The following is a 13,551-nucleotide window of genomic DNA, read 5'->3' on the forward strand; positions in this document are numbered from 1 at the left end:
CGGAACATAAGTGTAGAAGAACACAATCGGTGTAATTGTACTGGGCATAAATAAATATTCTAACTTATTTCAAGATAAATAAAAATACGGCGACCCCACGGCCGTCGCATATTTTTATCGTTTAGTTGCCGATAAGAACCTTTCCTGAAACGGCGTTCTGGTATGTATAAAAAACCTCGCGAAGCGCCGATTCATAACCAGCTTTTACTTGAAACCCTACGACGAGAAAAAATTTTCCCGATTCAAAATCCCGAATCAATTCTTCTTTGTTTGTGAAGTGGGAGAAAAACTCTTTGTATATATCAAGTTCCTGGACAAGAGTTTTTTTGGGTATTTTTTTATCTCTTGGATGTCCCCAGATTGTCTCAAGGCACTGCCTTGGTTCCCAGAGGGCGAAGCCCGTTCCTTTGTCCACCGACATTCCTTTGGATTCATAAAAGAACTTTTCGGCAGGCGTAAGGCTTGTCATCTCAAGTCGTCCTGAAAAGGGAGTTCTGCGGTAGGTTTGAAATCCCGGACATTGCGGAAAATCTGGAAAACCGGCAATCTCAATTTTCAAGAAGGGTCTACCCTCCTTGATAAACACGGTTACTTTATCGCCATCCCAATAGTGATAAAGGCCGATGATGCTCGCACCCACGTTACTGGCAACGCTCAACTCAACAAACAAAAGGGCCGCTGCAAACAGCAGAAGCATTTTTTTCATTCGCTTCACCTCCTTCTTAAGCGGAGAAGGCGCCTTCCTTGGACGCGGCTCCACATAGAGCCGGCCCGCAGAAGCGAGCTGAAAAGAACTACGACCGTATTATAATCGCCCGCACCAAAATGTCAAACCAAACCTCGCCCAAACACGGAACACCAAATATAAAACAGAGCGTATAATCTAATACAGGCGATCGCTTTTATTAGATTATTGGTGTAAAATCATATATAATTAAACATTATGCGGCTACCTATTACGGACGAATTTTTGTGGAAATTGTATGATTTTACTGAAGAGCTTGATAAAACATATGACTTTTTCGCCCCGCGCACACCATACGAAATAGTCTATCCTGAAATACATCGCTTAAAACGCGAGTATCAAAGATCAAGCGCGCGAACAGGTTTCAGTCAATTTGTACAAAATCTGCAAAACAGAGGATATATTCAAGTAAAGGCGCTCAAAGGAACAAGGGGCGTTATTCTCACGCCGAAAGGCGCCGAAAGAGCATTGAGAATAAAGTTAAAATTCGTAAAAAAGAAAAAGCGAAAAGATAATAAATGGATTATGATTATTTTCGATATACCAGAAAAACAAAGACGCGCAAGAGAATTGTTCAGAAACGCGCTGATAAATCTTGGGTATCAAAAACTACAAAAAAGCGTTTGGGTGTGCCCTTACGACGTGCACAAAGAAACAGAAGAAGCGATACGGGCATACCGCTCCATTCCTTACGTCAAACTTTTTATTATAGAAGAGATAATCTAATACGGGCGATCGCTTTTATTAGATTATTAATATTTTCGGCCCAATCCCCTATCCCTCAATCGCGCTTCGGGGTTCTGGCGCGACGGCTTCGCTTTTCCAAAATTTATGGCCAAGAGCTTCGGTTATGTCGCGGATTTCGCGATTCCCTGAAAACCAAAGAAATGCTCCGGCCGAAATAAGACCGGAGAGCGCCGCTGATATCCCGTGGAAAAAAACGCCCAAAAAAGTTTGGAGATCAAAAAATCCGCCGGTTATTCGCAAAACGCTGTAAGAAACCGCTCCTAAAATCAGAGCCGAAACCGCGTTTTGCAAAGACGAACGTAAAAGCGTTCCGTCAAGGGTCTTGAAAAAGCGGTTAAAACCAAACCACAGCAAAACGGCATTAATAACACTGCCTATGCTGAATGAAAGTACAAGCAAAAGGACCGAGGTCTGATTTAGGTCCTCAACGCGCAAAATATGTTTACCCAAAAAAAGCAGAGCCGTATTTGATTTGAAAAGATATAAAGTGCCCGCGGCCATGGCAACGGTTACCAAACCCGAAATAGCGTTCACGATAAGAGGAAAAGCGGTGCGTCCGGCAGCGTAAAACGCCCGCACCAAAAGCAAAACTATGCCCTGCGCCAATATGGATACGCTGAATAATCCCAAAGCGGCCGCGGTCAGCCGCGTGTCAGACCAGCTGAAAACTCCGGCGCCCAGAATTACGCGGACAATGTGCGCGCGTAAAACTATAAACAAAACCACAAACGGAAGCGACCAAAAAATAATATGGCGCAGGGAAGAAACAACGCCCGAAACAAATTCTTCTTTTTTGCCGTCAACAAAAAAACGGGCCATGGTCGGAAAAGTGGCGACACTATAAGACAGCCCCACAACGCTCAAGGGAATGCTGAATAAATTATAGGCCAGCTGAAAAACAGCAATGGAACCCGCGCCTATGGCCGACGCCATGGCCGTAAAAACAATCAAAACCAACTGATTAAAACCGAGTCCGGCCGAACGCGGCATGGAAAGTTTAAGAACATCCAAAGCATCTCGGCTGAAAATTTTAAAAGTCAGGCCCGGAAAAAGTCCAAGCGAAACCAAACTCGGCACCTGTATTAAAAAATGGAGCAAGGCGCCCAGCACAACGCCCCAAGCTAGTCCCGAAAGACCCATTGCCGGATAAAAAAACAAAATGCCGGCTATGATACCGACATTATAGAGAATAGGACTTAAGGCGTAAATAAAAAAACGGCTATGCGCTTGAAGGACATTAGAAACAAGAGTTGAGAAACCCAAGAGCAAAGGAGATAAAAGAAGTACGCGGCTTAAATTGATAAGTTGGTCAAAACTCGCCACAGAAAATCCCGGGGCGATAAAAGCTGAAATGTAGGGCATTAAAAAAAACGAGACCGAAATCAGCAGGGCCGCAACCAGAAAAAAAAGACCGGATACCCGCGAAATAAATTTTTTAACCTCGCCCGATCCGCGGCTTTCTTTCTGCACAAAAATCGGGAGAATCGCGGCACTAGTTGAAAATATGAGCAGAACTGAATATAAAAAATCAGGAACGCGAAAAGCGGCAAAATAAATATCAAGAGTTGCTCCGGCGCCGAAAGAGCCGGCGAGCAATCTGTCACGATAAAGCGCCAAAAATTTGGCGGCCACGCTTGATAAACCAATAAGCAAAGCGGCCTGATAAACGCCGGCCACCTCTCGGTTCAAAGACGATAAAAATTTTCTGACCATTGAACGGCCTATTCCCTGACTGGCGGCTCTTGGCGGGCTTCGGGCCTAGGCGCCGGCGGGGATATTCCGGACAAGGCGCTTTTTCCATTGCGCAAATTTCTTAATATCTGATCCACTTCTGCGTTTTGAGGATTTAAACTTTTTATCAATTCAAATTGTTCAATGGCCGCGGGCTTCATTCCCAGACGGTCGTAAATCAAGCCCAAAAAATATCTGGCGTTTGAGTAGTTTGAATTCAGAGCAACCGCTCTTTCAAAAACAACGCGAGCGTTATCCAGGCGGTTTGAACGATAGTAAAGCAAACCGAGCTGAAACAGCGCTCCAATATCGTTCGGGCTCAAAACGGCCGCCGCTTCAGCGCGCAGAATAGCGTTAGAAGTATTGCCCTGCGCGTCTTCTATTTGAGCTAAAAGAAAATGCGCGGGAGTATAGTTGCTTTTAAGTTTCAAAGAATCTTCAAGCAAGCCCTTGGCCTGATCAAGCTGATTCAAGGCCAGTGCCACCCTGGCCTGAACCAATAAAGGTTCGGGACTTGTGGAATTTCTTGCCGCGGCTTCTTTGTAAGCGCTCATGGCAAATTCCGAAGCCCCAGCAACCTGAAAAGGAATCACCGCTTCATAAACGCGCCCCATAGCCATCCAATTAAGATTTTCCGCTGGATTAAGATTGACCGCGGTTTGCGCGTTTTGTATGGCCCGGCTTAAAAAACTCTGAAATCCGCCTCTTATATCGTCAGCGGAAAGGTCGCCTCTATTGAGCAATAAAGCCATGTCCTGCAAATCTAATTCGGCCGCCGCTCTAAAATAAGAATCGCGCTGGTCCAAAGAAATCGCCAAACCCAGAGCTCCGCGCGCTCCAGCCGCATCACCAACCGCGCTTAATTGACCGGCTCTCCCAAAAAAGTAAGCCGAGGCGTATTTTTGTCCGAAAATGTAAAAACTGGAAAAAGAAACTATTAAAAGAAATATGATGGCCAGAGCCGATATGAATCCGATTCCTGAACTTTGGAAAAGAGCGATGTTATACTCTTTAGCCAGGCGGCGCTCGGAAATAAGCGCCATAAACATGCCCAAAAACAAAAACAGAAAAAGGGTTAAGGTGAATCCGACGTTGTAAACGAACAAATAAACAAAAATCATCAGGGAACCGCAAAGAACCAAAACAAAAATAGGGTCAAGTTTTGTCTGCCCGGAGCCGGCAAGGGCCTTTAAACTAAAATAAAAAAACGAAAGTGCGACTAACAAAAAAGCGGCAAAGCCCAAAATGCCGACCGAGGCCAAAAGAGACGGCACAAACGCGACTCCGCTTGAAAAACGGGTCGCCCAAAAAATACTTTCATTGACGGCAAGCGGTTTGAAGCGCAGCCAATCGTATACGAAAGTCGCCGGACCCGAACCAAGGAAAGGAGTTTCTTCAAGCGTCTTTTGCACAACCGTCCAGGAAGCCGGGAAAGACGGCCTAACTTCAAGATCGCCCAATCCTAAATAAGAAATAATTGACGAAGAAATTGCCGGAACCTGGATAAATAAAAGCACTACGATTAAAGCCAAAAGCGTTGCGCTAAAAATATTTATTCTACGCGGCTTCAAAGATAAAAGGTAGGCCATTATTACCAGCAAAAAAGAAAAAGTTACCCACCAAATAATACGATTGTTGACCATCACGATAACGACGAGCGAAATTAAAGACAGCCCCATAAAAACGGCGCGAAGCCTGCGTTCGGTCAAAACCTCAAAAAGAAAAAGCGCAAGCACTCCCACCACGCTGAAAAATATCCCGAGTTCGGTCCAGGAACCAAAGAGATTTGAAGATGCTGATGAAAAATTAATTCCCAAAAAAGAACTGAAACCAAAAACAACCCGCAAAAGCTGAAAGATAAAAATAAGAAGAGCGGATGAAAACAGGGCCGAGAACCAAAAAAATACTTCTTTCGGAGTGCGCAGATAAAAATAAGCGACAAATCCGGCAATCACAAACATCAAAACGGCAAAGAAACTTGAGGCGTCGTCATTTAATTCGTAGAAAGAAACATGCGGGCTTAATGAAAAAACACCGGACATAAACCAAACCGCCGCCATAAAAATAAGCGTCAAAGCCAAATAATTTTTTGGCAGCGTAACCGTTCCGGTATTAATCCGACCGACAAGCCAGCATAGAAAAGCGACAATTATCAAAAGATAAGATAAGGCCACTTTGTTCGTGCCCAGGGGATTTGAAGTAAGAGGCAAAACCCAAAACGGAACAAGAAAGCCGAGCAAGTAAACCGACCAGCGCCCCGCTCTGTCCCATAAAGAAAAAGAGAGTGGTTTTTCAGCTAAATTTTCAGCCATATTCAAAATAGTATCATAAGCCAATTTGACTGGCAAAACAACCTTATGCACAATAAAGTAATGGGACGATATATGACAATCAAAGAGGCAGCTAAATATCTGGGAGTCTCCCCGCTGACCTTGCGCAATTGGGATAAAAAGGGGCAACTGGTGGCCATAAGGCACCCGGTCAACAATTATCGCCTGTATACTTTTTCGGACATAGAAAAATTTCTAAAAAGCTTTGAGGGCAGAAGGCCCAGAAAATTGAAAGTCCGACTCATAGAGGATTAATCCTTTGGCAAGCCATTAACCCTTCGACAAGCTCAGGGTAAAGAAAACACCCCGCAGCTGCGGGGTGTTTTCGGCTGCGCGTCCGTAAGCCGAATTCTGTTTTAGATGGTCATTTATCTGTTCCATAAATTACTTTATGGAATCAAGCGGCACCTCCGCCTATGAGGCGGATACGGCCTTGCACCAAACGGGGTTTGCCATCAGCAATAAATTACTTTATTGCGAACTGCGATAGCCATAGAGCCCAAAATGGACATAAAGACACTCGCAGACTTTTCACCTTTGGTTCGGAAGAACCACCCTGAGCACAGTCGAAGGGTTGCCCTTCAATGCGTTCGCCTTCGGCGAACTTATTCAGGGTTAGTTTGCTTCGCAAACTAGTATCGTCTCTGTGGCACTTTCCCTAGCCCGGCATTACTGCCGGGCCGATGGATGTTATCCATCGCTTACACATTAAAAATGAATTTCAATGTAGTGTTCGGACTTTCCTCGGGACACAAGACTGTGCCCCGCGACCATTCAACGCGCAACTTATTTATATATAGCATAATTAAATTCAAAAGTCAAATAAAACAAAAAATTGGGTAATGCGTTGAGTAATGCACCGACTTAACATATCCTAACGGCCGTTAGGATATGTTAAGCGGATTTTAAAACAAAAAACTCGCCCGTCTTAAACTAAATAAACAAAAAACTTGGACACTCCGTGTCCAAGTTAATATAAACGTTTTAATTCAAAAAAAGAGCAATCTCTTTTTCTAATGATTCTGGTCCGGTTAAGGCAACCGTCAGCTGGCCGAGTGAAAGGAGACTATAAGCCACGCCAAGAACATCATCCTTTGTCACCCCGGCAACTTGCCTTTCCTCCTCTTCGCGATTCACCATCCGGCCGTATCTCAAAACATTTGAGCCGTTTTTGGCCGCAAAACCGCCGGCCGACTCCATCTTCATATCCGCGGCATTTAGCAAAAACTTGGAATCAACAAGCTCCTGGTCGCTGACCGGCTCGCGGGCCATTTTTTCAACTTCAACCATAATAACCTTGAAGGCCTCCACCGGCTTGGTGGTCATTGTCATTATGTTAAAAACACCGGCATCGCGAAATTCATCCGTGCTTGAACGCACACGATAAGCAAGCGCGCGCTTTTCCCTGACTTCCGAAAAAAGACGCGAGGACATTTTTCCGCCAAGAATATCCGCCAAAATTCTTGCCGCATGCCTATATGGGCTATGATATCCGCCGATTCTGAAACCGGCGGCAATCGTGGTCTGATCAAATCTGCCAACTCTTTCTATATATCTTGTCTTGCTTTGGTACGGCAGAAAACAGCGCGACATGAGGCCGGAGCCAACTTGCCAACTTTGGCCGAAATTACCAAGGGCCTTTTCGGCAGCGCTAAGTGCCTCGTCAAAAGTTATCCCTCCGGCAATTGAAATTACAATGTTTTCCGGCAAGTACCACTTTTTTATAAGAGCGCGCATGTCCTCGGGGCCGATACGACGAATAGTATTTTCGGAACCAATAATGCCCATCTGAAGGTTGAACATCGCCTCGGGCAAAAGAACCACCGGCGCACAAGCGGCATTATTTTCTTCATACATTCGCTTCTCTTCCAAAATTACCTGCCGTTCTTTTTCCCATTCTTCGTGAGCAAGTAAGCTATAATGCAAAGAATCGGCATAAACCCTCAGAACTTCTTGAAAACGCACGGCCGGAGCTAAAAACCAATAACCCGTTCTCTCCACGCCGGTAAAAGCGTTAATCGTCGCTCCGTTGCCTTCCATTTCGCGGGCAATGTCCATAGCATTTCTTGAAGGAGTCCCTTTAAATATCATATGTTCAAGAGCGTGCGAAACGCCGACCACTTCATCGTCTTCGTCTCTGGAACCAACGCCGACCAAAAAGTAAAAAGCGACAACTTCCGATGCCGGCCTATTTTCAACTACAACTCTTATGCCATTTGAAAGCTGGCCGACTCTGTGATTACCGATAAAACCAATACCACCGTTTACAACATCCCCACCCTCGGACATTTCCGCCTCCTTTTTTGGAAAAGAAAAACCGCGCTTATCATAGCGCGGCGTGGTTTATAAAGTCAATTTTATTTAAACCCCCGCAGAATTTTCTTCAACGACTTGATACTTATCCAAGTTCGCCTCAAATTCGTGCAAGCGCCTCCAAATACTGCGCAATCTTGTGATTCTTGTCCAATTGTCAATAAACACGGCTAAACTTGAACGCACTTCTCCAAAAGCTCCGGATATTTGGATAACGATTCCTAGAGACGCGATTCCAGCCATTAAACTTGAGCCCATAATAATAAAAGGCAAAATAACCATCATCTGATTATACATACTAAGCCACAAGTCGACGTAGCCGTAATGCAAATACAAACGGAAATAATTAACTTTAATTCCCGTAAATAAACCCGCCAGCGTTAACATGTTTGAATGGTTAGTTTTATCGTCTTCGGCCAAAACCAATTCTTTTCTAAACGCGGCCTCAACCACCTGATTGTTATACTCGAGTTTCGGCAGAAAGTAAGCGACTCCCCAAGTAATTGCCATTCCGCCAATACTTACTGCCAGCGCCACCCAAAACAGCGAGCCCGGGATATCGGTTAAAATCCAAAACTTCACTTCATTGCTTAAACCCCACAAAATCGGAGAAAATACCACCACCGTCATAACGGCATTCATCGCTTTGAGCCCCAGGGATTCTAAAATATCCGCAAAGAGAGCCGGATCTTCTTGCATACGCTGGCTTTCGCCTTCAATTTTAACCGGCACGTTTTTCCATCGCGGAAGATAATCAAAAGTTATGGCCGTGCGCCACCTAAAAACATAGTGGCGGGCTATAAAATTCATAATCGTTGATAAAAGAATCCAGCACACGGCAAGCCACGCGAATCGTCCGAGACCCCCGTAAAAATCTTGGAGCGCATAGCTTTTCGGAGCCTGCATTATGTTATAAAAATCTCTTTGCCACCGATTAAATAACACTGAAAGATAAACAAGCGAAGAAGAGAGAAGTATCAACAAGAAGCCCGCGCCGTAGGCCCACAAAGCCCATTTCTTTGACCAGAAAAAAGATTTTATCACCAGCCGTCCTCCTGATGTATCTTTAGTTTCAAATGACGAATTCTTGCGCAACTGTAGCACAAAAAATTGAATTAGCAAAAGCGCGGTTTAAGCCGCGCTTTTTTATTTCCCCGAAAGCAAAGACCCGATTAAAAAACAGTTTTTCCCGCAGTTTTCGGTTCGACGAACAATAATAGAGCGCAAAAAACCTTTTTCATCTACAATCAGAGAGCCGCTGACATAGGGCATTTCTGAATCCGGTTTGTACGCCTCCATCCGGTCGGAAAGAATGCCCGGCTCTTCCTTGAGCCATTTCATAAACAATTGTCTATCCTGAAAACGAATATTTCCCGTGGAATCGTAAAGGCCGGAAATTGCTCCATATTTAGCGCACAATTTCACATTTTTCACAAGCCGGCACAAAGTCCCTCGGTCTTGAAAGGTCAGCTGACCTCTGACGAATTTCATTTTAATGGCGGCCCCTCTAACCGACGAATAGACTGCCCTGTCTTCAAAAAAATCTTGCGATCTTACAAAGCCAACAATAAACAATTCACCGATTTCCGTTTCTTGGCTTCCGATTTTAAATGCCGAAGCCGTGGGGTAATTTTTCGGAAGAGGAATATACGCGAGATCTCTTTCCAGAAGAATCTCAACAGAGTCTTTCGGAATGCTTAAAAAATATTTTCCGATATAGACGCCGACGGTTCTGGAAATATGAATCAGGGCATGAGCCGGAGTAACAACGGTCGGCCGGCCATCTTTGACGATAAGGCCGCCTACCTGAGCCCACACCTGCCGCGCTCCCGTCGCCGGATTATAATTTTCAAGCGACACGATAGCGATATTATCAGGAATAATTTCATTATCTCCTTCTACGGATTTGAACGCCAAAAAAAACAGCGTAACAAAAAGCAGGAAAACAGTAACTCCCAGAAACTTAAGTTTCTTCATGGTGCCTCCCCGACGGCACTGCGGAAAAATTATTAATGTTCGGACCTGCTTAAATTATACTTCGTAAAACGCCAATAAACTTGTGCATAAGTTTTTCGGCGGATTCAATGCCTATTATAGTTCCTGAATTTCGCACACACCCGAAACGCAGGCAAGCTCTTTCGCTCCCTCAGTGGTATCGTCTTTTTCGTATAACACAATTTGAGAAAAGTCTATGGCCGGAAAATTCTTTTTCATTTCCTCATACCGCTCTTTGGTAATAGTTTCATAGGGTGCCAGCTGGTAGACCGTGTCTTCTCTCGGCAAAAAAGAAAGGCCGCCTAAAATATCCCATTCTTTATAAAGCCAATGCGCGACATCAAGCCATTCGTCATCTCCCACCGAGATTGTCACCGATGGATTATGCTCAGTAAAATTTTGTTTAACAATTTTCCAGTGTTCCAGCTGGTCAATGGCTGAAAGATTATCGCGAAAAATCGCTCCTTTCGGCGCTTTGACCGGAAACTCAATGACATAAGTATTAGCCAAACCCATGGCTTGCCCCACCTCCGGCTTATAAGGCGCTTTCTGGTCTTTTAACATTTGAAACAGGCTGTCGGTGGCGGAAATTCTGACTCTACGGATGTAATATTCCGAATGCCGAGGATGCATCCCGCTTGACGCATCTACTGTCTGCGAGAGATTGCCGGATGGCTTAACGCAGGTTATCGCCGCCGAGGGCGCAACGCCGAAACGGGCGGCATATTCTTTGTTAATCCGAACAGTCTCTTCACGTAATTTTTTTAAGACCCCCGGATTCCTTGCCGCCGGCGAATCCCATTGGCCGGTAATAGAAACGCCTAAAAGCCGTTCTTCATTGCAGTTTCTTTTCCAGTCCTTGGACAGATACGGAAAATCGGTCAGCGTTGACTGGTAAGTTCCCAGAATCGTCGCCAAACGAACTTTTCGCAAAAGCGTTTCCTCTGTGTCTTCGGCCCGGGCAACCACTTCGGATAGATTGCAGAAAGATTTTGAGCGCAGCAAAATTTCGCCGCACGGATTTGTGCCCATGGTAGAAACATCTTCCTTAACAATCTTCCAGCGGCGTGCCGGAAGCTGGTTTTTTAATCCGCCTCTGTTAAAAATTCCCCGCTCACCGGAGCCGGATTTGGCTAACGCCAGCCATTCTTCCAAAAATTGAGTGGCGGTTGGCTTTTCATTATAAACCGCCGAATTATTGGCCAGCATTCTCTGCGGTTCTTTTATGTAAAATTGGCCTTTTTTGGCATCGCGCATTTCAATATCATCAAGGTCGGAAAGAGAAATCAAAGCCGAGCGCCGAACGCCTCCTGAGACAACAATATCGCCTATTTTGCAGATGATATCGTGAACATCAAGATTTGAAAGACGTTTTCCCTGACGCGCCAAAATTTTCCTGCGCGAAAAATCCATAAGATCGCGAAGCGGTCCGGGGCCCGAAGATTTTCCTCCCATTGTTTTTAAGCGCGCGCCCTCGGGACGCAATTTAGAAAAATCAAAATCAATGTCTTTGCCCGAAAACCAGGTCTTAAGTCCGAGGGTTAAAGCGTTACACCAGCCCTCCTTTGAATCCTCGACAATGTGCGCCGGCAATTTTTCTCCGGTTTGTTTTTTAATCTGCGGAAGCTGCTGGGCGGTCTGCGACTCAACTGAAAAACCAACTCCCGCGCCGCACATTGAAACGTACATCATCTCGGCAAAATCTTCTAATTTCGTCGGCGCGATAAAAGAACAATTATAAGCGGCGACATTGGTGGCTCTGGCCGCTTTGCCGGCAAACTGCAAAAGACGCATTGAAGGCATTGCTTCGGCATTTAAAATCCCCGCGCGAAGTTCCTGATATTCCTCGTCCCGCAAATCATCGCCCAGATTTTCTTTCATAAAATTCATATAGCGATCTACTGTTTCTATCCAAGTCTCTCTGCGATTTTCTTCTTCAATCCAGCGCGAGTATGTGCGGTAATAAACAAACTCGGCTAGGGGATTTCTAAAATATTTTTTTGACTCGCGGACAAGTTTTTTGAGCTCCGTGGGGACTTTTCTGCGGGCCTGGCGGATTTCAGATCTTTTTTGGCGGTAAAGAATATAGGCCTTGGCCGTCTTGGGAAAATCCATCAAGATGAGCTGCTGCTCTACGATATCCTGAATGTCTTCAATGCCCGGCGTTCCGCCATTAACGAATTTTTTGCGCAGTTCTCTAATCACGGAGTCGGCCACGCGAATAGGATCATTTTTCAAATCGCCTTCGCCGTTTCTTTCTTTGACCGCCTCCATTGCCAAAGAAATTGCCCGCACAATCCTGGATGTGTCAAAAGGCACAATACGACCGTCGCGTTTGCGGACCTCTTTTAAAACCGAACCCGCCGGCTCTTTTCCGGCGGATAAAAATTTTTTTGCGGCCTCTTCTTTTTTTGCTGAAACAACCGTCATTGCCATATTAATTCAATTATACTCCGCCACGGACAAAACCGTCATCTGTGGAAAAAGGTTAATAAAACCCGAGTCTAATTCGGGAAAAATGAGCTCAAATTGTATTTAGCCGCGTTTTGAACGCCTTAAGAATGCCGGCACTGCCTCCCAGTCACTTTCATCAGCTGCTTCTTTTTTCGCTTTAACTTCGGTGCCGTTTTCCGCGCCCTCTTTTTTGTCCTTATCGTTTTGAAATAGTTTTTGAATTCTGCCGTCAGACGGGAAACCGGAAGCGATAACCGTTATTTTAAATTCTCCCCTTTTCAGACGGTCATCATGAAAAGCTCCGAAAATGACTTTGGCTTCTTTGTCTATGGCCCCAGTTATCACCCGCGCCGCTTCTTGAATCTCCCACATAGTCATATCTTCTCCGCCGGATACGGCAAAAAGAACACCTTTGGCGCCGTCAATGGACATGTCCAAAAGCGGCGAACTAATAGCTAGACGGGCGGCTTCTTCGGCCCTCTTATCTCCCGCGCCCTTACCTATGCCCATAAGAGCCGAACCCGAATTGGACATAATGGCTTTTACATCTGAAAAATCCACGTTTATTATTCCAGGCATGGTAATCAAGTCCGATATACCCTGCACGGCTTGGCGTAAAACCTCGTCGCACATGGCAAAAGCCGACAGAAAAGAAGTATTCTTATCCACCACCGCAAGCAAACGATCGTTTGGAATAACAATCATAGCGTCAACATTATTTCTTAATTTGACCAGACCCTCTTCGGCTATCTGAATTCTTTTCAAGCCCTCAAAAACAAAAGGCTTGGTAACAACGGCAATGGTCAATATGCCCGCCCCTTTTGCCGCGGAAGCAATTACAGGCGCGGCTCCGCTGCCGGTCCCGCCGCCGAAACCGCAAGTGACAAAAACCATATCGGCTCCTTTAAGCGATTCTTCAATTTCAGCTTTATTTTCTTCGGCTGCCTGCCTGCCTAGATCCGGGTCCATTCCGGCGCCAAGTCCTCGAGTTACGGTGCGTCCGATATGCAGTTTCTTGGACATCAAACTATGATGCAAATCCTGGGCGTCGGTATTGACGCCGATAAAATCCACCCCCCTCACTTTTGAACGGATCATGTGGTCAACGGCATTAAGCCCGGAGCCGCCGACTCCGATGACTTTAACGCGCGCGAATGTTTCCACGTCTGGTTTTACTTGCGGCATAAAAATTAGTTTATAACTTTTAGCTTATATCTGTTACCTTTTATGGGCAAG

The 13,551-nt window shown here is 45.3% G+C and carries 10 protein-coding genes and 1 other RNA gene; 2 read left to right on the forward strand and 9 right to left on the reverse strand.

Annotation, left to right across the window (positions count from 1 at the left end; translation table 11 throughout):
- Positions 1-121: 121 nt before the first annotated feature.
- Positions 122-706: a hypothetical protein gene (locus HYY55_02325; protein QQG45800.1), complete on the reverse strand. Its 585-nt coding sequence runs from the start codon at positions 704-706 to the stop codon at positions 122-124.
- 237 nt (positions 707-943) lie between these two features.
- Here HYY55_02325 and cas2 point away from each other — a divergent pair, with 237 nt between their 5' ends.
- Positions 944-1,471 (forward strand): CRISPR-associated endonuclease Cas2, encoded by a 528-nt coding sequence (gene cas2 / locus HYY55_02330; GenBank protein QQG45801.1) that lies wholly within the window; start codon positions 944-946, stop codon positions 1,469-1,471.
- Between the two features lie 48 nt (positions 1,472-1,519).
- Here the strand turns inward: cas2 and HYY55_02335 are convergent, their stop codons facing one another.
- Together HYY55_02335 and HYY55_02340 are read right to left on the reverse strand one after the other, a co-directional pair.
- Positions 1,520-3,205, reverse strand: coding sequence for a hypothetical protein (locus tag HYY55_02335; GenBank protein QQG45802.1), 1,686 nt, complete (start codon positions 3,203-3,205; stop codon positions 1,520-1,522).
- Between the two features lie 8 nt (positions 3,206-3,213).
- Complete coding sequence (locus HYY55_02340) at positions 3,214-5,586, reverse strand: tetratricopeptide repeat protein (GenBank protein QQG45803.1); 2,373 nt, start codon at positions 5,584-5,586, stop codon at positions 3,214-3,216.
- A 9-nt stretch (positions 5,587-5,595) separates the two neighbouring features.
- On the opposite strand from HYY55_02340, the gene HYY55_02345 reads away from it, so the two are divergent.
- On the forward strand, positions 5,596-5,808 hold the full coding sequence (locus HYY55_02345) for a MerR family DNA-binding transcriptional regulator (protein QQG46645.1): 213 nt from the start codon (positions 5,596-5,598) through the stop codon (positions 5,806-5,808).
- Positions 5,809-5,877: 69 nt separating this feature from the next.
- Here HYY55_02345 and rnpB read toward each other — a convergent pair.
- The 6 genes from rnpB to ftsZ all read right to left on the reverse strand — a co-directional run bounded on the left by rnpB (position 5,878) and on the right by ftsZ (position 13,500).
- An RNA gene (gene rnpB, locus HYY55_02350) (RNase P RNA component class A) lies at positions 5,878-6,339 on the reverse strand.
- Between the two features lie 198 nt (positions 6,340-6,537).
- Positions 6,538-7,842 carry an insulinase family protein gene (locus HYY55_02355; GenBank protein QQG45804.1) on the reverse strand — a complete coding sequence of 435 codons (1,305 nt, stop codon included), beginning with the start codon at positions 7,840-7,842 and terminating at the stop codon, positions 6,538-6,540.
- A gap of 72 nt (positions 7,843-7,914) precedes the next feature.
- A complete protein-coding gene (locus HYY55_02360; protein QQG46646.1) occupies positions 7,915-8,910 on the reverse strand; it encodes a putative transporter in 996 nt (331 codons plus the stop codon).
- A gap of 102 nt (positions 8,911-9,012) precedes the next feature.
- On the reverse strand, positions 9,013-9,843 hold the full coding sequence (locus HYY55_02365) for a hypothetical protein (GenBank protein QQG45805.1): 831 nt from the start codon (positions 9,841-9,843) through the stop codon (positions 9,013-9,015).
- Positions 9,844-9,957: 114 nt separating this feature from the next.
- Entirely contained in the window at positions 9,958-12,291 is a 2,334-nt protein-coding gene (locus HYY55_02370) for a ribonucleoside-triphosphate reductase (GenBank protein QQG45806.1), read from the reverse strand.
- A 105-nt stretch (positions 12,292-12,396) separates the two neighbouring features.
- Positions 12,397-13,500 (reverse strand): cell division protein FtsZ, encoded by a 1,104-nt coding sequence (gene ftsZ / locus HYY55_02375; protein QQG45807.1) that lies wholly within the window; start codon positions 13,498-13,500, stop codon positions 12,397-12,399.
- Positions 13,501-13,551 lie beyond the last annotated feature (51 nt).

It is taken from the genome of Candidatus Niyogibacteria bacterium (assembly GCA_016432485.1).
Taxonomy (GTDB): Bacteria; Patescibacteriota; Minisyncoccia; order HO2-45-28; family HO2-45-28; genus HO2-45-28.